The organism is Candidatus Pantoea communis (genome assembly GCF_011752685.1).
Classification (GTDB): domain Bacteria; phylum Pseudomonadota; class Gammaproteobacteria; order Enterobacterales; family Enterobacteriaceae; genus Pantoea; species Pantoea communis.
The window spans coordinates 117,224-137,121 of sequence record NZ_VWXC01000006.1 but is presented as its reverse complement, the minus strand read 5'-3'; the positions used below and the strand labels follow the sequence as shown (position 1 = coordinate 137,121).

General features: G+C 56.0%; 18 protein-coding genes. 4 read left to right on the top strand and 14 right to left on the bottom strand.

The features are described from left to right. The first annotated feature begins 250 nt into the window (after nucleotides 1-250). Nucleotides 251-1,162 carry a glycine--tRNA ligase subunit alpha gene (gene glyQ / locus F3J37_RS10360; protein ID WP_034827699.1) on the top strand — a complete coding sequence of 304 codons (912 nt, stop codon included), beginning with the start codon at nucleotides 251-253 and terminating at the stop codon, nucleotides 1,160-1,162. 9 nt (nucleotides 1,163-1,171) lie between these two features. Next, nucleotides 1,172-3,241 carry a glycine--tRNA ligase subunit beta gene (gene glyS, locus F3J37_RS10355; RefSeq protein ID WP_166933301.1) on the top strand — a complete coding sequence of 690 codons (2,070 nt, stop codon included), beginning with the start codon at nucleotides 1,172-1,174 and terminating at the stop codon, nucleotides 3,239-3,241. Between the two features lie 51 nt (nucleotides 3,242-3,292). Here glyS and F3J37_RS10350 read toward each other — a convergent pair whose 3' ends face one another. The 9 genes from F3J37_RS10350 to fdnG form a co-directional block, all read right to left on the bottom strand. Beyond that, on the bottom strand, nucleotides 3,293-3,583 hold the full coding sequence (locus tag F3J37_RS10350; RefSeq protein WP_160833336.1) for a type II toxin-antitoxin system RelE/ParE family toxin: 291 nt from the start codon (nucleotides 3,581-3,583) through the stop codon (nucleotides 3,293-3,295). Further along, nucleotides 3,549-3,833 (bottom strand): type II toxin-antitoxin system ParD family antitoxin, encoded by a 285-nt coding sequence (locus F3J37_RS10345; RefSeq protein WP_058961180.1) that lies wholly within the window; start codon nucleotides 3,831-3,833, stop codon nucleotides 3,549-3,551. The genes F3J37_RS10350 and F3J37_RS10345 overlap by 35 nt, the downstream gene beginning before the upstream one ends. A gap of 109 nt (nucleotides 3,834-3,942) precedes the next feature. Further along, nucleotides 3,943-5,793, bottom strand: a complete 1,851-nt coding sequence (gene selB, locus F3J37_RS10340) for a selenocysteine-specific translation elongation factor (protein ID WP_166933300.1) — start codon at nucleotides 5,791-5,793, stop codon at nucleotides 3,943-3,945. Then, entirely contained in the window at nucleotides 5,790-7,169 is a 1,380-nt protein-coding gene (gene selA, locus F3J37_RS10335; protein ID WP_166933298.1) for an L-seryl-tRNA(Sec) selenium transferase, read from the bottom strand. Before selA ends, selB begins: the two co-directional genes overlap by 4 nt. A gap of 13 nt (nucleotides 7,170-7,182) precedes the next feature. Continuing rightward, nucleotides 7,183-7,794, bottom strand: a complete 612-nt coding sequence (locus F3J37_RS10330) for a glutathione S-transferase (protein WP_034827706.1) — start codon at nucleotides 7,792-7,794, stop codon at nucleotides 7,183-7,185. Nucleotides 7,795-7,923: 129 nt separating this feature from the next. Continuing rightward, nucleotides 7,924-8,850, bottom strand: a complete 927-nt coding sequence (gene fdhE, locus F3J37_RS10325; protein ID WP_034827709.1) for a formate dehydrogenase accessory protein FdhE — start codon at nucleotides 8,848-8,850, stop codon at nucleotides 7,924-7,926. Then, nucleotides 8,850-9,491, bottom strand: coding sequence for a formate dehydrogenase cytochrome b556 subunit (fdoI, locus tag F3J37_RS10320; protein WP_034827952.1), 642 nt, complete (start codon nucleotides 9,489-9,491; stop codon nucleotides 8,850-8,852). The genes fdhE and fdoI overlap by 1 nt, the downstream gene beginning before the upstream one ends. Next, nucleotides 9,491-10,390, bottom strand: coding sequence for a formate dehydrogenase subunit beta (gene fdxH, locus F3J37_RS10315; protein ID WP_058961125.1), 900 nt, complete (start codon nucleotides 10,388-10,390; stop codon nucleotides 9,491-9,493). Before fdxH ends, fdoI begins: the two co-directional genes overlap by 1 nt. A 10-nt stretch (nucleotides 10,391-10,400) precedes the next feature. After that, the gene (fdnG, locus tag F3J37_RS10310; RefSeq protein ID WP_166933297.1) at nucleotides 10,401-13,448 is read right to left on the bottom strand and encodes a formate dehydrogenase-N subunit alpha; all 3,048 of its coding nucleotides are present in this window, start codon (nucleotides 13,446-13,448) and stop codon (nucleotides 10,401-10,403) included. Between the two features lie 305 nt (nucleotides 13,449-13,753). Between fdnG and fdhD the strand changes: the two genes are divergently transcribed. Then, nucleotides 13,754-14,536, top strand: coding sequence for a formate dehydrogenase accessory sulfurtransferase FdhD (fdhD, locus tag F3J37_RS10305; protein WP_369410665.1), 783 nt, complete (start codon nucleotides 13,754-13,756; stop codon nucleotides 14,534-14,536). Here the strand turns inward: fdhD and F3J37_RS10300 are convergent. Continuing rightward, nucleotides 14,533-15,309, bottom strand: coding sequence for a DeoR/GlpR family DNA-binding transcription regulator (locus F3J37_RS10300; RefSeq protein WP_166933294.1), 777 nt, complete (start codon nucleotides 15,307-15,309; stop codon nucleotides 14,533-14,535). The two genes, fdhD and F3J37_RS10300, sit on opposite strands and share 4 nt — an antisense overlap. 172 nt (nucleotides 15,310-15,481) lie before the next feature. Here F3J37_RS10300 and F3J37_RS10295 point away from each other — a divergent pair, with 172 nt between their 5' ends. Then, entirely contained in the window at nucleotides 15,482-16,822 is a 1,341-nt protein-coding gene (locus F3J37_RS10295) for an aspartate aminotransferase family protein (protein ID WP_166933292.1), read from the top strand. Between the two features lie 119 nt (nucleotides 16,823-16,941). Here the strand turns inward: F3J37_RS10295 and alsE are convergent, their stop codons facing one another. The 4 genes from alsE to F3J37_RS10275 are packed head-to-tail and all read right to left on the bottom strand — an operon-like array spanning nucleotide 16,942 to nucleotide 19,691. Continuing rightward, nucleotides 16,942-17,622 carry a D-allulose 6-phosphate 3-epimerase gene (gene alsE, locus F3J37_RS10290; protein WP_166933290.1) on the bottom strand — a complete coding sequence of 227 codons (681 nt, stop codon included), beginning with the start codon at nucleotides 17,620-17,622 and terminating at the stop codon, nucleotides 16,942-16,944. 51 nt (nucleotides 17,623-17,673) lie between these two features. Continuing rightward, entirely contained in the window at nucleotides 17,674-18,936 is a 1,263-nt protein-coding gene (gene ulaA / locus F3J37_RS10285; protein WP_166933289.1) for a PTS ascorbate transporter subunit IIC, read from the bottom strand. Between the two features lie 29 nt (nucleotides 18,937-18,965). Beyond that, nucleotides 18,966-19,232, bottom strand: coding sequence for a PTS sugar transporter subunit IIB (locus tag F3J37_RS10280; protein ID WP_034827725.1), 267 nt, complete (start codon nucleotides 19,230-19,232; stop codon nucleotides 18,966-18,968). An 18-nt stretch (nucleotides 19,233-19,250) separates the two neighbouring features. Further along, nucleotides 19,251-19,691 (bottom strand): PTS sugar transporter subunit IIA, encoded by a 441-nt coding sequence (locus tag F3J37_RS10275; protein WP_166933287.1) that lies wholly within the window; start codon nucleotides 19,689-19,691, stop codon nucleotides 19,251-19,253. Nucleotides 19,692-19,898 lie beyond the last annotated feature (207 nt).

The window sequence follows — 19,898 nt, the reverse complement described above, 5'->3', positions numbered from 1 at the left end:
GATGCGTGTCACGTAATAGGATTTGATTATATAGTGGTTAATATTATGAAAATTAAGTTTTAAATTAGGGTGTGACGCGTTCGCGGAGGTGTTGGGTAGAATCGTATACGATTTTCTTATCTCAAGGTTTTAGCCGGTTAAACCGTGGCAAAACCACTGCCCGGCGCGCCAGGATTTCCGGCTGCACAATCCGCGGTCAAAGGGTATACTGTCGCACTCTTTTTTAATCGACCCTTATCGCGTACTCAACATGCAAAAGTTTGATACCAAGACCTTTCAGGGCCTGATCCTGACCTTGCAGGATTACTGGGCGCGTCAGGGCTGCACCATCGTCCAGCCGCTGGACATGGAAGTGGGCGCTGGCACTTCACACCCAATGACCTGCCTGCGCGCCATTGGCCCAGAGCCGATGGCTACCGCCTATGTGCAGCCTTCACGCCGTCCTACCGATGGTCGCTACGGTGAAAACCCGAACCGTTTACAGCACTACTATCAGTTCCAGGTGATGATCAAACCTAACCCGGACAATCTGCAGGAGCTGTACCTGGGTTCACTGCAAGAGCTGGGCCTGGATCCGACCGTACACGATATTCGCTTCGTGGAAGATAACTGGGAAAACCCAACGCTGGGTGCCTGGGGACTGGGTTGGGAAGTGTGGCTCAACGGCATGGAAGTGACGCAGTTCACTTACTTCCAGCAGGTGGGCGGCATGGAGTGTAAGCCAGTGACGGGTGAGATCACTTACGGACTTGAGCGCCTGGCAATGTATATCCAGGGCGTCGACAGTGTTTACGATCTGGTGTGGAGCGACGGCCCATTTGGCCAAACCACCTACGGTGAAGTGTTCCATCAGAACGAAGTTGAACAGTCGACCTACAACTTTGAATACGCGGATGTGGACTTCCTGTTCTCCTGCTTCGAGCAGTACGAGAAAGAAGCGCAGCAGCTGCTGGCGCTGGAAAAACCCCTGCCGTTGCCAGCTTATGAGCGCATCCTGAAAGCGGCACACAGCTTTAACCTGCTGGATGCACGCAAGGCGATCTCGGTAACCGAGCGTCAGCGCTATATCCTGCGTATCCGCACCCTGACGAAAGCCGTGGCGGAAGCCTATTACGCGTCTCGTGAGGCGCTCGGTTTCCCCATGTGCAATAAAAACAAGTAAGAGGCAGCCATGACCGATAAAACTTTCCTGGTGGAAATTGGCACCGAAGAGTTGCCTCCGAAAGCCCTGCGTAGCCTGGCAGAAGCCTTTGCTGCGCACTTTACCGCAGAACTGGACAGCGCCGGTTTGGCGCACGGTGAAGTGAACTGGTTTGCCTCTCCACGCCGTCTGGCGCTGAAAGTCGCCCAATTGGCCACAGCGCAGGCCGATCGTGAAGTGGAAAAACGTGGCCCAGCGATTGCTGCTGCGTTTGATGCCGATGGCAATGCCACCAAAGCAGCCGAAGGTTGGGCGCGCGGTAACGGCATCACCGTGGATCAGGCTGAGCGTCTGAGCACGGATAAAGGCGAATGGCTGGTGCATCGCGCCTCGGTGAAAGGCGAGAGTGCTCAGGCACTGCTGCCCGCGATGGTGGCAACCGCACTAAGCAAGCTGCCGATTCCAAAACTGATGCGCTGGGGCGCAAGCGACGTGCAGTTTGTCCGTCCGGTACATACTGTGACGCTGCTGTTGGGCGATGAGCTGATCCCGGCGACGATTCTCGGTATTCAGTCCGATCGCGTGATTCGCGGCCATCGCTTTATGGGTGAGCCAGAGTTCACCCTCGACAACGCCGATCAGTATCCACAACTGCTGCTGGAACGCGGCAAAGTGGTGGCTGATTTCGCGACCCGTAAAGCAAAAATCAAAGCGGATGCGGAAGCGGCGGCGCAGCAGTTGGGCGGTATCGCCGATCTGAGCGACAGCTTGCTGGAAGAAGTGGCCTCGCTGGTGGAGTGGCCAGTGGTGCTCACCGCGAAATTCGAAGAGAAGTTCCTCGCGGTGCCTGCTGAAGCGCTGGTTTACACCATGAAGGGCGACCAGAAGTACTTCCCGGTGTACTCCGCTGACGGTAAATTGCTGCCAAACTTTATCTTCGTCACCAACATCGAATCCAAAGACCCGCAGCAAATCATCTCCGGTAACGAAAAGGTCGTGCGCCCGCGTCTGGCCGATGCCGAGTTCTTCTTCAACACTGACCGTAAAAAGCGTCTTGAAGATAACCTGCCGCGTCTCGAGACCGTACTGTTCCAGAAAGAGCTGGGTACGCTGCGTGATAAAACGGACCGCATTCAGGCGCTGGCGGGCTGGATTGCCGCTCAGATTGGTGCCGATGTGAACCACGCCACCCGCGCGGGCCTGCTGTCGAAGTGTGACCTGATGACCAACATGGTCTTCGAGTTCACCGATACGCAGGGCGTGATGGGCATGCACTATGCACGTCATGATGGCGAAGCCGAAGATGTCGCGGTGGCGCTGAACGAGCAGTATCAGCCGCGCTTTGCCGGTGATGCACTGCCATCGAACCTCGTGGCTTGTGCTGTCGCGATTGCCGACAAAATGGATACCCTTGCGGGCATCTTCGGCATTGGTCAGCATCCAAAAGGCGATAAAGACCCGTTCGCACTGCGCCGTGCTGCGCTGGGCGTGCTGCGTATTATCGTTGAGAAGAACCTGCCACTCGATCTGCAAACGCTGACCGAAGAAGCGGTGCGTCTCTACGGCAGCAAGCTGAGCAACGGCAAAGTGGTGGATGAAGTGATCGACTTCATGCTGGGTCGTTTCCGTACCTGGTATCAGGAAGAGGGCCACAGCGTCGACACCATTCAGGCCGTGCTGGCACGTCGTCCAACCCGCCCGGCGGACTTCGATGCGCGCATGAAAGCGGTTTCCCACTTCCGTACGCTGGAAGCGGCATCGTCGCTGGCTGCGGCCAACAAGCGTGTGTCCAACATCCTGGCGAAAGCCACCGAAACCCTGAACGACAGTGTGCAGGCATCGCTGTTGAAAGAGAACGCTGAGATCCAGCTGGCGACTTTCGTGACGGCACTAGGCGACAAGCTGCAGCCGTACTTCGCGGAAGGCCGTTATCAGGATGCGCTGGTGGAACTGGCGCAGCTGCGCGAAGCGGTCGATAACTTCTTCGACAACGTGATGGTTAACGCTGATGAAGCGGAAGTGCGTATTAACCGCCTGACGCTGCTGGCGCAACTGCGCGCGCTGTTCCTGCAGGTAGCGGATATTTCACTGCTGCAGTAAGCGATGTGTTGAAGTGAACCGAAGGGACGAGAAATCGTCCCTTTTTGTATTTTAAAATTCGGCGCTGACTTCCTGGGAGTGGTGCAAGATGCGCCCAATAAAGATCTCATCAACCTCAGCACGGTAAATCACAATGTGCTGACCGAAGGAAAGTGAATAGATTTGATAGCCTAAATCAGGCCGTTTTCGCCCTAAGTCGAACAGGGCAATTTTATCGAAGAGCTGGGAAAATTTAAGGTTGTAAGCGTCTGCGAGTTGCTCCCCAAAATTCCAGTATCCGTAAATCCAGATTTTCATCAGATCGGCATCAGCTTCCGGTTTTATCGTGATCTTCCTTTTCATAAATGCCCACCCTGGCTTTTGCTCGTCTCAGAAAATCTTCATGGTCCCACTCTTTACCAGGACCGCTCTCGAATCCTTGTCTTACCAATTCTTTTAGCGCCTCCAGCTTCGACGCCGCCTGCTTCTCACGCAGTAAACGCAGCGAGTCTCGCACCACCTCGCTTTGAGTACGGTAGTCACCGGACGCCACCAGAGATTCAACAAACTCGCGCAGTTCATCACCTAAATCGATTGTCATGGTACGTGCCATCATTGTGCCCCAATGTAAGAAATATTCTTACATCCTGGCACATTTTTGAGCAATGCGGAATCGGCGTTGCAGCGCAGTTACAGCGACAACTGCGAAGCAACGCGAAGGATTAAGCGCTGGTGTCGAACAGGCGGGCATCGCGCAACAGGTGATCGTTGCCACGACGGCGGGTGAAACCGCTGCGGTCGAAGAATTCCAGAATCTGTACCGCGATTTTACGCCCGGTACCGAGCTGATTGCGGAAATCGGCGGCGCTGGTGCTGCCACCGTTGGCGTCACGCTGGCGAATCAGATCGGCGAAGATCTGGATCTGGTCGCTGCGGTAATAGCGATCGCGCACGATCGCCGTGATATGACCGAGGCGCGCGGCGGAGAGCAGCAGGCTGCGAATGGTTTCTTCATCTTGCTGGGTGGCCAGTGCGATGTCGCGTACCCATAGCGGCTGGTCACTGAACAGTGGGCCGACCTGCTGCCACAGCGCTTCTTCCTGGGGATTGAAGCGCGGTTCGAAATCAGGCAAATGCAACCAGCCTTGCCGGTGCTGCAACTGGCCTTGTGAAAGCAGCCGATCGATCAATGCGATAACCTGTTCCGGCGGCTGGTGGGGGAGAGCCACGCGACGCAAGCGATCGCGACCAATGCCCGGCACTTCAGGGTGCTGCTGATGAAACGCGGTGAGCGCTTCCAGCAGTCGCTGCTGCCAGTCATTGGCCTGTTCCACAGCCATGATGGCGCTGCCGAGTCGCACGGGCGCCACCTTGTCCAGCAGGTTGTTGAGTGCATCGTCACTCAGCTGGCGTGCCCAACTCAGCTCGGCCATCTCGACGGGTTGCTGTGCCAGGTGCGCCTGCAGACTCTCCTCATCGGCTTCCGCCGCCGCCAGCTGTAGCAGCCAGTCAAGATAATCAGGATGGCGCTTGCCACGTTTCTTGCTGTTCAGCAGCAGCACCCGTCCGCCACCGAGCGTGAGCTGTGCATTGCTGTCGCGGATAATCAGCCGATCGTTTTCCGCCAGCCACAGCGGCTCGTTGAGCACCAACTCCGCCAGTTCGCCCGCAATCAGGTTAAGTCGGCCAGTCACATGACTGGCGGCATGGTGAAGATGTACTGGCTGGGAGGGATTTCTTAACGGCTGTAGCAAACGCAGCGCCACGATCAGTCGCTGGGTGCCCGAGGGTTGCGGTTGTGCCAGCAGCCAGTCACCGCGCGCAATCTGGTCTTTCTCCACATCGCCGACGATATTCAGCGCGATACGTTCTCCAGCCTGCGCACGCGTCACCGACTGATTCTGCGCATGCAGCGAACGCACGCGTACGGGTAGATTGAGGCGGCTGAGCCACAAGGTATCGCCCACGCTGACTTCACCCGAAAGAGCGGTGCCGGTAACCACTAATCCGCTGCCTTTGAGGGTAAACGCGCGATCAATGGCGAGGCGGAAGCGGCGACCCATATCGACATCCGGTGCGCGTAGTTCACTCAAGTGCTGGCGCAGCGCGTCGATGCCTTGCTGGGTGGTACTGCTGGTGACAAATTGCGGTACTGCCAGCCAGCCCAGTTGCTGCGTCAACTCCGCCACCTGATGCTGCACTTCAGCGATACGGACGGCGTCGACGCGATCCGCTTTGGTCAACGCCACGCTAAGCGGGGGTTGCCCGACCAGGCTTAGTAGTTGCAGATGCTCACGCGTTTGCGGCATCACACCGTCGTCGCACGCTACCACCAGCAGTGCATGATGAATACCGCCGATGCCCGCCAGCATATTGGCGAGGAATTTCTCGTGTCCTGGTACATCGATAAAGCCCACAACGCGGCCATCCGGTTGCGGCCAGTAGGCATAGCCAAGATCGATGGTCATGCCGCGCCGTTTCTCCTCAGGCAGGCGATCGGCATCGACACCGGTTAACGCCTGTAGCAGTGCGGTTTTACCGTGATCGACGTGTCCAGCGGTGGCGATAATCATGTGGTTAAGGTCCGTATCAGCGCCGCTTCATCTTCAAGGCAGCGTAAATCCAGCCACAGTCTTCCTTCCTGGATGCGGCCAATCACCGGTTGTGATAATGCACGCCAGCGCTGCGCCAGTGCATCCAGCGAGCTGCCGTGAGATTCACGTGGGCTAAACGTGATGGCAAAACTCGGTAAGCGCTCAACGGGTAATGAACCGCTGCCGATTTGCGACGAACAGGCGGCGATATTAAGGGAAAAATCAGCGCCATAGGCGTGTTCCAGCGCAGGCATCAGCCGTTCGGCCTGCTGCAAAATCTCGTGTGACGATCGCGTCAACAAGCGCAGGGTGGGCAGCGCTTCGCGCAACGTTTCCGGTTGGCGATAAAGCTGCAAAGTGGCTTCCAGCGCGGCCAGCGTCATTTTATCCACGCGCAAAGCACGCTTGAGCGGATGCTGTTGCAGCCGATCGATAAGCGCCTGTTTGCCGACGATAATCCCTGCTTGCGGGCCGCCCAGCAGTTTATCGCCGGAAAAACTCACCAGATCCACACCGGCGGCAATCAGCTGTTGCGGCATCGGCTCGGCGGGCAAATTAAAAGCGGTCATGTCGATGAGCGAACCGCTGCCTAAATCAGTGATCACCGGCAGCTGATGTTGCGCCGCTAACGCCACCAGCTCGGCTTCCGCTACCGCATGGGTGAAGCCCTGAATCTGGTAGTTGCTGGTATGCACCTTCATCAACAAACCGGTGTTGTCGCTGATGCCAGCACGATAATCTTTCAGATGGGTACGATTAGTGGTGCCGACTTCAACCAGCTGGCAGCCCGCCTGGCGCATCACATCGGGGATGCGGAATGCGCCGCCGATTTCGACCAGCTCACCGCGTGAGACAATCACTTCGCGACCTGGCGCCAGTGCTGCCAGCATCAGCAACACGGCGGCGGCATTGTTATTCACGATACAGGCCGCTTCAGCCCCCGTCAGTTCACACAGCAGCGCACTTACCGCACGATCGCGATGGCCACGTGACGCATCATCCAGCGCATATTCCAGCGTGACCGGCTGGCGCAAACAGGCTGTGACCGCCTCAATTGCGCTATCGCTTAACTGCGCACGGCCTAGGTTGGTGTGCAGCACCGTGCCGGTGAGATTGAACACCGGACGCAGCGCGCTTTGTTGCTGCTGTTGCGCGCGGCGCTGCGCTTCCTCTGGCCAGTTAAGATGCCAGCCGGGTAAAGTTTGATGCTGTTGAATGTGCATGCGTGCTTCTTGCTGCATGGCGCGCAGCTGACGGGTGGTAAACGCGGTGCCCGTCTGCAGCAGCAGCGGCTGCATCGCGGGATCGCGCAGCAGGCTGTCGATAGCAGGCAGTTGTGAATACAGTGTTTTCATCGGGTGGCTTAGCTTAGCTGGAAGGCGGAACGGTGCGGGCAAAACTCTCCCGCGCAAACAACGTATCGGCCAGCTTGATCAATGCCGGGCGGTTCACGCACCAGTTAGGCAGCACCCGGCGGAAGTTGAGATAACCAATCATGCAGCCAGTGGCGATGTCGGCCAGATTGAGCGTACCGCTGTTCAAGAGTTCACCCTGGGCCGCCGCCGTTTCCAGCGCATCCAACCCACGCAAAATTTTCTCGCGATTACGCATTAGCACTTCTTCGGATTGCTGATCGCCGGGGCGCATCTGTTCGCGCACAATCATCACGGCGGCATCGTTGATGCCATCGGCGAGCTTTTCCAGCTGACGTACCTGCAGAGCGAGCAGGGCGTCATCCGGCAACAGAGCAGGGGCATCACCGCGTAGCTCAATGACCTGGGCGATAATCGAAGAATCAAACCAGGTGAGATGGTTATCGTCTACCAGTGCAGGCACTTTGCCCAGCGGGTTATAGTGCGGCACGTGGCTGTCTTCCACCCAAGGCGACTGGTTAACAAATTCGAACACCAGGCCTTTTTCCAACAGGATCACTGAAATTTTGCGGACAAAAGGGCTGGTGTAGCTGCCAATCAGTTTCATCAGGTGTTTCCTTTGCGACAGAGATAGGTACACAAATTGTAGCGGCGCGATTTATTGCACGTTGTTGTCTGGCTCAAAAACAGCGCGATAAATCGTGCCGCGACAGTTCGTAGGAAAGCGGCAATTTGCTCAATCCCCAGGAAACATAAACGGATTCAGGCTGCTGCGCGCAAAGCCTTCCTGCTCCATACGCGCATCCAGTACCAGCGAGGCCAAGTCATCGGCCACCGGTTCCACCGCCGGATCCTTCTCCTGATACAACATCTTCAGATAGGTGCCGCAATCACCACAGCTTTCGGCTTTCACTGCGGCTCTTTCGCTGTCGAGTGACCAATAGTGCAGGTCGCGCGTTTGCTCGCAGTTGGAGCACTTGCTGCGCACCACATACCATTCACTTTCACACAGATTACAGTGTAGATAACGCAGCCCCTGCTGGCCTACATCCATATGCACCACGCTGGTCACCGGCACGCTGGCGCACACCGGGCAGAACTGGCGATGCTCGCCGTATTCTGCGCGGGCTTTGCCAGGGATCAGCGCTGCCATTTGCGCCCAATAGATCGAAAGCGCTGCCCAAATAAACGGGGCTTTATCGCTGCTGACCTGCGCAAAATCACCCTCCAGTAGCGCACTGGCCAGGCCTTCCAGCTCGGAAGAAGAGGCTTTTTCCAGGTTCTCCAGCACCGCCAATGCCTGGCCGCTCATCTCGGGCTTCAGCTCGGCAATCAGCGAATGCAGCAGACGCTGCCAGTGGGCATCGCGGGGATAGGTGTGAATATCGAGCGGCGGCTTGCCCTGTTCGGCGCTTTCGGCCAAACGCTGGCGCAAATCGAGTTGCAGCGGATGATCGTACAGCACGATGTCTTGCGCCTGCGCGATCACGGCAGCAAAGCGCAGATAATCGCCCAGCGGATTCTTCGCGGCCAGCTCACGTAAACGCGCTGCACGGCGGCTGTACAGATTTTTCAGCCGAGGGAAAAGCAGCGGCGGAACCTGTTCCGCCGTGTTTTTTTCGCCTTTCTCCAGCTGGTCCTGCGGGATAATGCGAATACTCATCAGGGACGTTTTTCCTGTTGTGTTTGGCGTTGGCGCTGCTCACGATACCAGCGTGGATGATGTTTCTTTGCCCACGCGGCCGGCACCCAGCCCTCAACCATGGCAGTAATGGTACCTTTGACCCACAGGGCCGCGTAGATATGCACCATAATCACCACGATCAATGCCACAGCTGAGACCGAATGCACCACCAAAGCGGCGCGAATCAGCGGAATCGCAAAGGCGCCTGCAAAGTAAGGACGCCAGATAACCACTCCGCTCGCCAGCAGCAAGACTAAGCTGATGATAGCAGCCCAGAACACACACTTCTGCCCGAAGTTGTATTTGCCGGTATCACCCACCTCTTCATTGCGTACGATTTTATTGATGTTTTTCGCCCAGATCAGGTCTTCGCGATTGATCAGATTCTGTTTCCAGTAGCGCAAAAACATGATCAGAAAAGCAGCAAACATTACCACGCCGACAAAGGGATGCAGGATGCGCGCCAGTTGTGGCGTGCCCAAAACGTGCATCAGCCAGTTAAAGGAGGGAAAGAAGAAACCCAGCCCGCTCAGGGCTGCCAGAACAAAACAGAACGCCACAATCCAATGATTGATGCGTTCCGGTGCGCTGTAGCGCACCAGACGATCGCGCTTTTTCATCATTCGCGCTCCTCTTTTTCGTGCAGGTTCTCGTCCTCATCCTCTTCCACCCGGTTCGGCCCGACGCCGACATAGTGGAATACCGAGGCAGCGAAGGTGGCGGCGAAACCGATGGCCGCCAGCGGTTTCCAGATACCTTTCCAGAAGGTGACCGCCGGACTGATGCTCGGGTTTTCTGGCAAACCGTGATACAGCTGCGGTTTATCAGCATGATGCAGCACGTACATGACATGCGTGCCGCCGACGCCTTCCGGATCGTACAAGCCCGCATTCTCATAGCCGCGCGTATTCAGCTCCGCCACGCGTTCTGCCGCCAGCGCCTGCATATCGGTTTTACTGCCGAAATGAATCGCGCCGGTCGGGCAGGTTTTCACACAGGCGGGTTCCTGACCGACATTGACACGATCGACGCACAGCGTGCATTTATACACGCGGTTGTCGTCTTTATTCAGGCGCGGCACGTCGAACGGACAGCCGGCAATACAGTAGCCGCAGCCAATGCACTGTTCGGACTGAAAATCGACGATGCCGTTGGCGTACTGAATAATCGCACCTTCGGACGGACAGGCTTTCAGGCAGCCAGGATCGGCACAGTGCATGCACCCATCCTTGCGGATAAGCCACTCTAACTTGCCATTCTCCTCCACTTCTGAGAAGCGCATCACCGTCCAGGATTTGGCGGTCAGATCCGCTGGGTTGTCATACACCCCAACGTTATGCCCAACCTCATCGCGGATGTCGTTCCACTCTGAACACGCCACCTGGCAGGCTTTGCAACCGATGCAGGTGGTCACGTCGATCAGCTTCGCCACCTCCTGCTGATGATTACGCGCCTGCGGGGCAGGCGTGAAACCATTGGTGGCGGAGCGGCGGATAATGTCTTGTGATTGATAAGCCATCTACGTTCTCCTACACCTTCTCAACGTTAACCAGGAACGCCTTAAACTCGGGCGTTTGCGTGTTGGCATCACCGACAAACGGCGTCAGGGTATTGGCGATAAAGCCTTTCTTCGCAATGCCCTGATAGCCCCAGTGAATCGGAATGCCGACGGTATCGACGGTTTTGCCATCCACATCAAGTGGGCGCAGGCGTTTGGTGACCACCGCTTTGGCTTTGATGTAACCGCGATTGGAGCTCACTTTCACCGTATCGCCCTGCACGATGCCCAGCTTGTTGGCCAGCTTCTCACCAATCTCCACAAACTGCTCCGGCTGCGCGATGGCATTGAGTAACGCGTGTTTGGTCCAGTAGTGGAAATGCTCGGTGAGACGATACGTGGTGCCGACATACGGGAAGTGCTCGGCTTTACCCATCGCCGCCAGATCGTCTTTGAACACGCGTGCTGCCGGGTTCGAAATGACGTTCGGATGCAGTGGATTCGTGCCGAGTGGCGTTTCAAATGGCTCGTAGTGTTCCGGGAACGGACCTTCAGCCATTTTGTCGAGCGCGAACAGGCGGCCCATGCCTTCTGGCTGCATGATAAACGGCCCCACATTGCTACCCGGTGCGGCGGCGCTGTAGTCCGGAATATCCATGCCGCCCCATTTACTGCCATCCCACTTGAGGATTTGCCGTTTCGGATCCCACGGATTGCCCTGTGGATCGGCCGATGCACGGTTGTAGAGGATGCGACGATTGAGCGGCCATGCCCAACTCCAGTTCAGCGTATTGCCCAATCCACTCGGATCGGTGTTATCACGCCGCGCCATCTGGTTGCCATCTGGCGTCCAGCTGCCCGCAAAAATCCAGCAGCCGCTGCTGGTGCTGCCGTCATCTTTCAACTGCGCAAAGCTACTGATCTGCTGGCCTTTTTTCACCAGCAACGTGCCTTTGTCATCGAACACATCCGCCAGCGCTTTGCCGTTGCTCTCCATCGCCACTTCTTCCGAAGCCGGGTTATCAGGCGTCTGATAGTTCCAGGTCATGTTCAGCACCTGTTCGGGCAAGGCACCGCCCTCACTGGCGTACATTTTGCGCAGACGGCTGTAGATACCGGAGAGAATTTCGCCATCGTTCAGTGCTTCGCCTGGCGCATCCTGACCTTTGAAGTGCCACTGCAGCCAGCGACCGGAGTTAACGATGGAGCCATTCTCTTCCGCGAAGCAGGTGGAGGGCAGGCGGAACACTTCGGTCTGAATCTTCGCCGGATCGACATCGTTAAACTCACCGTGGTTTTGCCAGAAGGTCGAGGTTTCGGTGTTGAGCGGGTCGATGGTCACCAGGAACTTCAGCTTCGACAGTGAATCGATCACTTTGCGTTTGTTCGGGAATGAGGCCACCGGGTTAAAGCCCTGGCAAAGATAGCCATTCACTTTGCCCTGCGACATCATCTCGAAGTACTGCAAAACGTCGTAGCCTTTGTCCCACTTCGGTAACCAGTCGAATCCCCAGCTGTTCTCGGCCTGCGCTTTGTCGCCAAAGAAGGCCTTCATCATGCTGACAAAGAATTTCGGGTAGTTACCCCAGTAGTTCACCTGGCCGGGTAGCGTCGGTTTCGGCGTGTTGGCTGCGAGGTAGGTTTGCAGATCGGTCTGTTTCTCCGACGGCAATGTCATATAACCTGGCAAACTTTGCGACAGCAGGCCGAGATCGGTGAGCCCCTGAATGTTGGAGTGACCGCGCAGGGCGTTAACCCCGCCGCCCGCCATGCCCATGTTGCCGAGCAACAGCTGGATCATCGCCATGGTGCGGATATTTTGCGCACCGACCGAGTGTTGCGTCCAGCCCAGCGCATACAGGAATGAGGTGGTGCGATCGCGCGCGCTGGTCTCACCGATCAGCTCGCAGACGTGCAGGAAGTCCTCTTTCGGCGTGCCACAGATGCGTGACACCATTTCTGGCGTGTAGCGGCTGACGTGCTGTTTCAGCAGATTCCACACACAGCGTGGATGTTGCAGGCTGTCATCACGTTTGGCAAAGCCGTCATCGCCCAGCTCATAGTTCCAGCTGGTTTTGTCATACTTGCGATTGGCTTCGTCGTAGCCGCTGAACAGACCGTCATCAAAATGATAGTCTTCGCGCACTATCAGGCTGGCGTTGGTGTACGCCTGCACATATTCATGCTGGATTTTGTCATTTTGCAGCAGCCACAGCAGCACGCCCGACAGGAAAGCAATGTCGGTGCCGGAACGAATCGGCGTGTAAAAGTCTGCCACCGATGCCGTACGCGTGAAGCGCGGATCGATAACAATCAATTTGGCTTTATTGTGAATCTTGGCTTCCATCGCCCAGCGGAATCCCACAGGATGCGCTTCAGCGGCGTTGCCACCCATCACAACGATCAGATTGGCATTACGGATGTCGACCCAGTGGTTGGTCATCGCACCGCGACCAAATGTTGGAGCAAGACTTGCTACCGTTGGTCCGTGTCAAACGCGTGCCTGGTTGTCGACCGCTAACATGCCGAGCGATCGGGTAAATTTCTGGGTTAAGTAGCCAGTTTCATTGCTGGAGGCAGAAGCACACAGCATGCCTGATGACAGCCAGCGGTTGACGGTAACACCTGCGGCGTTCTGCGCGATAAAGTTGGCGTCACGGTCGGCTTTCAGCAGTTTCGCGATACGGTCAAAGGCATCGTCCCAGCTGATGCGCTGCCATTTATCGGAGCCTGGCGCGCGGTATTCGGGGTAGTGCAGGCGGCTTTCACTGTGGACAAAATCCAGCAGGCCAGCGCCTTTGGGGCACAATGCACCACGACTCACCGGATGATCCGGATCGCCTTCAATGTGAAAAATGGTCTCTTTGGCGTTTTTCGCGCCGTCACCGAGGCTGTACATTAACAAGCCACAGCCCACTGAGCAGTAAGTGCAGGTGTTGCGGGTTTCGCGGGCACGCAGCAGCTTGTACTGTCGCGTTTCCGCCAGCGCCACCTCTGGCGTAAAGCCGAGGAGTGCTGCCGATGTCCCTGCCATACCGCCAGCACAGATTTTGAAGAATTTTCTTCGGCTGACGTTCATGAATAATCCTTGAGTCGACATTGCTACAATTTGCCTGCGTCGTTCAAATGGTCGCTACATGACCTTCACCCATTCGTTTCTGTCGCTTACGGGTGTAAGCTCCCGGTTTGAAGGGGCTTGCTGCCTTGTCACCATCCGCATGACGGGCAAAAATTTTTTTGTGAAGCGTTGGGCCGAGATTCACAATGACCCAACTAACAGTGTGAGAATAGCAGTAGAATAATACCACTGCTTTAATAGGGTTGTTGTCCGAGGCGAGCAAAGTGAAAGTTAAAGCACAGGAAAGTCATCAGAGTGTGATTGAGATCTCAGGCGCAGTGCAGGCGCCGGTACGTCAGCGGCGTGATATCCGCACGGCGGAAACCGACTGGCTGGCACAAGAGGTGCCGATCGCGCTGGTGTATAACGGCATTTCCCATGTGGTGATGATGGCCACGCCCAACGATCTCGAGGCGTTTGCGCTCGGATTCTCGCTCTCGGAAGGCATCATCGATAAACCGGATGAGATCTTCGGCATGGATGTGGTGCCCGGCTGCAACGGCATTGAAGTGCAGATCGAACTCTCCAGCCGCCGCTTTATGGCGCTGAAAGAGCAGCGCCGTGCCATGGCGGGCAGAACCGGCTGTGGCGTGTGCGGCGTGGAACAACTCGACCAGATTGGTAAACCGCTGCAACCGTTGCCGTTTACCCAAACCTTCGATCTGGCAAACCTCGATAGCGGGCTGGCGCAACTGCGCAATTACCAACCCATCGGCAATCTCACCGGATGCACGCACGCGGCGGCATGGATGTCGCCGCAGGGGGAATTGCTCGGTGGCTGCGAAGACGTGGGCCGCCATGTGGCGCTGGATAAACTGCTGGGGCATCGCAGCCAGCAGCCGTGGCAACAGGGTGCAGTGTTAGTCTCCAGCCGCGCCAGTTATGAGATGGTGCAGAAATCAGCGATGTGCGGCGTGGAGATATTATTTGCGGTATCTGCGGCGACTCAACTTGCCGTTGAGGTCGCCGAGCGTTGTCATTTAACGCTGATAGGGTTTAGTAAACCGGGACGCGCTACGGTGTATAGCCATCCACAGCGCCTGATTTAAACCACCTGTACCTGTGGCAGCGCCTGTTGGAGCGCGGCTAATGCGCCTGGTTTGGCGGAGCCGCTGTCGCAGATCAGCAAATCCACCTCTCCAATCGGCGCATATACCGTGCGACTGATCACCCCCAGCTTGCTGTGATCCGCCAGTAAAAAGGTGCGCGAAGCCTGCTGCACCATGGCACGGGCAATCGCCGCTTCGTGTGGATGGAAACTGCTGGCGCCGTTTTTAGCATCAATGCCAACCGGTGACAGCAGGGCAACGTCGGCGCGATAGCGGTAAATCTCGCTGACCGTGATTTCGCCGCGCGTCTGCTGTGCACCTGCCATCATCATCCCACCGAGCAAAATCACCTGATTATTCAGCGTTTCATGTTCTTCGGCGGCGCTTAGCGCCAGTGCAGCCTGCAAACTGTTAGTGATAATGGTTAAGCCGGCCATGCTGCGCAGCTGCTCCGCCAGCATGGTGGTGGTGGTGCCGGCATCCAGAAACAGCGTCTGGCCCGGCTGCAAGTGCTGTGCGGCCGCCACGGCAATCGCACGTTTCTCTTTGGCCTGAGCACTGCGGCGCACTTGCAGCGGTGCTTCCGGCTGGCTATCTACCGCGACTAAACCGCCGTGCACCCGTCGTGCTAAACCCTGCGCTTCCAGCTCAATAATATCTCGCCGTGCCGTTTCCCGTGAAATACCCAGCTCATTGATAATGCGCTCGGTGCTGACCTGCTGCTGCGTGGTCAGCAGGGCTCGAATGCGGTGTAAGCGGGTTTCCTGCAGCATGACTTTTCCCTGTAGCGTAATAATCTGGGCCTAAGCTTACCTGAGTGTCATTACGGCGTCATGTGTATTTGGTTGTATTTGTGTATTTGGTTGCATTTCTCGTTAAAGCAGGCATGATGGTGACAACGGTCACACATCATGCACCCCTTTCACCTTCGCAACGGGAGTTACCATGGCTACACGTTCCACCATCATGGACACCAACAGTTTTCGTGCTGAGCACGCCGACGGTCTGGATGCAGCAACCCGCCAGCTGACGGACAAGCGCAGCAAAGTGTTGGGCGAGTCGTATCGCCTGTTTTATCGCAAGCCGGTGCATCTGGTGCGCGGTGAAGGGCAGTATCTGTGGGATGCTGCAGGTAACAAATATCTCGATGTGTACAACAACGTGGCCAGTATTGGCCACTGCCATCCGGCGGTGATCGAAGCGGTAAACCAGCAGATGAAGATGCTGAATACCCACACCCGTTATCTGCACGAACGCATTCTCGATTACACCGAAGAGCTGCTGGCAACCACGCCCGATGCTATCGACCGTGCCATGTATATGTGCACCGGGTCGGAAGCTAACGATTTGGCGATCCGCGTGGCGCGTGCTTTCAGCGGCGGCACGGGCATTATCGTGTCGCAGGAGGCCTATCACGGCACCAGCGATCTCACGTCTGGCGTCTCCCCGGCACTGGGCAGCGGTCAGCCACTGGCGGCCACCACGCGTTTGGTTTCGCCACCCGATGCTTACCGCGTCAACGCACCGGATCTCGGCGAATGGTTTGCCAACGAAATACAGAAACAGATCGATGACATGAAAGCACACGGCATTAAATTTGCTGGCTTCCTCGCGGATTCGATCTTCTCTTCCGATGGTGTGTTACCGAATCCACGCGGTTTCCTGCAAAAGGCGGTGGATGTGGTGCACGCCAACGGCGGTATTTTCATTGCCGATGAAGTGCAGCCTGGCTTTGGTCGTACTGGCGATGCGTTCTGGGGCTTTGCGCGTCATGGCGTGGTGCCGGATGTGGTCACCACGGGTAAGCCGATGGGTAACGGCATTCCGGTTTCCGGCCTGCTGGCGAAGAGCGATGTGCTGGCGGCGTTTAGTGACGATATCCCTTACTTCAACACCTTTGGCGGTAACCCGGTTGCCATGGCGGCGGCACAGGCGGTCCTGACGGTGATTAAAGAAGAGGGCTTGCAAGAGCACAGCCGGGTGGTGGGTGCCAAACTGCTTGCCGAGTTGCAGAAGTTAATGGATCGCCATGAAAGCATTGGCGATGTGCGCGGAGCGGGGCTGTTTATCGGCTTCGAACTGGTGCAGGACCGCACCAGCAAAACGCCGGATAAAGCGCTGGCGCTGGATCTCACCGAGAAGCTGCGCGATCACCATGTGCTGACGTCGGTGGCCGGGCCGCATGGCAACGTACTGAAGCTGCGTCCACCATTGGCGTTCCAGGAATCGGATATTGATTGGCTGGTGGGTGCGCTGGATAAGTCACTGACCGAGCTGGGTCGGTAAAAGGCTAAGGTTGCCCCAAAGCAGTATCAGGATGATGAAGCGGGTCGCCATTCCTGGCGACCCGGCTGAGAATCTGCACGTTTCACTCAATATGCACGTGGATGCGTACCTGGAAAGGATTACGCGGCTGCCGTTTCCTCGGCAAAAATGCTTTCCATCTTCTGCCACGCCTGCGCCACATCGTCATCCAGATTGAATAAACCTGACGTGCCAACGATAAACACATCCACACCAGAAGCCGCGATCTGCTTAAAGGTGCGCGCATTGCAGGAACCATCAATCTCGGTCAGATAGTGATAACCGTGCTCTTCGCGCAGGGCAATCAGCTGGCGAATCTTGTTCAGCGTCTCCGGAATAAATTTCTGCCCCGCAAAGCCAGGATCCACCGACATCACCGTAACCTTATCCAGCAGATGTGCATACTCACGAATGCTCTCGGCAGGTGTCGCCGGGTTTAATACCACGCCGCAGCGACGGCCCGCTTCTTTGATTTGAGTCAGCAGGCGGAATATTTTGTTATTCGCGGTTTCGGGATGGAAGCTAATAATATCCGCCCCCGCTTCAATGCACATCGGAATAATATCTTCCGGGTGATTGACCATTAAATGCACATCAATTGGCACATCGGTAATTTTACTCAGGTTCTCAATAAAGAACGGCGATAACGTAATATTTTTAACGTAGCTGCCATCCATAATATCGACATGATAAAAAGCCGCAGTAGTATTCATCGCTTCGATCTGTTCACGAAAGCGGGTGAGATCCATACACATTAATGACGGTGAAAATTGAGCGTTCATTGTTTTTTTCCTCATTACATAAACAGCGCCCGCAGGCGCTGTGTTATGACATCAATGGATGAACGAAATAATGTGGCCGAGTACGATGCCGACAATACCGAAGTCCGCGTCGCCGAAGGTGGTCGAGGCAAAGCCCAGGTCGCCCATCAGCGGCAGCAGAATCGCCGGCAGGAAGGAGATCAGCAGCCCTTGTACAAAGGAGCCGACTACCGCGCCACGACGTCCACCCGTGATGTTGCCGTATACACCCGCGGTGGCACCGCAGAAGAAGTGGGGCACCAGACCAGGAACAATCACGCTCAGACCAAACAATGGGCACAGGAACATGCTGATCAGACCGGCGGAGAAACTGCACAGGAAGCCGATGATCACGGCATTCGGCGCGAACGGGAACACGGTTGGGCAGTCCAGCGCCGGTTTGGCGTTCGGTACTAACTTATCTGCGATGCCTTTAAAGGCCGGCACGATCTCGGCAATCACCATACGCACACCGGCGAGGATGATATAAACGCCCGCCGCAAAGGTGATGGACTGAATAATCGCGAACACGATGAAGTTCTGACCGCCGCTCACCTGGCTTTCGGTGAACTCTTTACCCGCCACCAACACCAGCGCGATAAACAGAATCATCATGGTCAGCGAAATCGCGACCGAGGAATCACGCAGGAAGTTGAGGGTTTTCGGCACCTTCAACTCTTCGGTGGATGGACTGCCTTTGCCCACTGCTTTACCGACCAGCGCAGACAGCAGATAACCGGTTGAGCCGAAGTGGCCGAGCGCCAGATCGTCCGAATTGGTGATTTTACGTGTGAACGGCTGCAGAATCGCCGGGCACACCACCATCATGGTGCCGAGAATCAGTGAACCGATTAGCACCAGCCAGAAGCCATGTACACCGCCGACGGAAAGAATCACCGCCAGCATCGCCGACATATACAGCGTGTGATGACCGGTCAGGAAGATGTACTTCAGCGGGGTGATACGCGCCAGCAGGATGTTCACCAGCATACCGAACACCATGATCATCGCGGTTTCAGTACCGTAACTCTTCTGCGCCAGCGCGGCCATTGCATCAGTATTTGGCACCACACCCTGAATATTAAACGAGTGCTCAAACAGCTGGCTGAAAATGGTCAGTGTCGCCGCAATCAGGTTGGCCCCGGCGATAAGAATCACAAAGCCCATGATGGTTTTCAGCGTGCCGGAAATCACATCCGACACCGGTTTCTTTTGCAGTAATAAACCAATCAGGGAAAAAAGGCCGACAAGTATTGCGGGTGTTCCGAGAACATCCTTGATGATAAATTGCAGCATAATTACTCCATGTGAGTAAAATCGGGCTATTACAGATTTTCCGCCAGGATTTCTTTAATTTTGGCGTTATCTAATAAATTCGTCAGGCCAAATACCTGCGCACTATGCCCGGATAACTGATCGGCAATATCTTTGGCGCTGATAATGAGGTCGGCCTGTTCAGATTTCGCCGTGGTTAAATCGGTATGGCCCACTTCGGCCTCTTTCCCTAATTCCGCCACAATTTTCTTCACGTTCATTTCCACAATAAAGCTGCTGCCTAAACCATTACCGCACACAATCAGGACTTTTTTCATAATAGGATTCTCTGGTGGTTAATTTGTAATAACAGCTTCAATCGCTGGCAAGGTCGCAGCCGACAGCAACTGCTGCAGGCGGGATTCGTCGCTGAATACTTCGGCTAACGCTGTGATCATCTGGATATGATCGTCGCCGGAGAGCGCGCACAGCATGATGACGACGTAAACCGGATCGTTTTCATCCGCTTCAAAGCTCACACCGTTCTTCACATGCAGCAACGACAAGCCATTCTTACGCGCGCCCTGTTCCGGACGGGCATGCGGCATCGCCAGGCCGGGTGCCAGTACGTAATAAGGCCCCAGTTCGGCATGCGAAGTGAAGATGGCATCAAGATAGGCTGGGGTAATCGCGCCTTCAGCCAGCAGCGGCTCAGCGGATAAACGCACCGCCTCCTGCCAGTTGCTGACCTGATCTACGATGCGGATATGTTGCGGTGTCAGCCATTGAGTGAGCATCAGTAATTCCTGGTTATTCGTCGATGGAGTGCACTTTAGGTGATTTTCTCAGCGCTTTTCTGTGATGATTGTCGCAAAAGTTAGCGCTAACACAGGTGTTGTTAAAAAATGTGTTATCGCTAACATTTTTGTGCAGCCCGTTTGTCATCGTTGCAAGCACCTGACATGCTCGGAGATTCTGAAAATGCTCAGCAGGTGAGGCGTGCC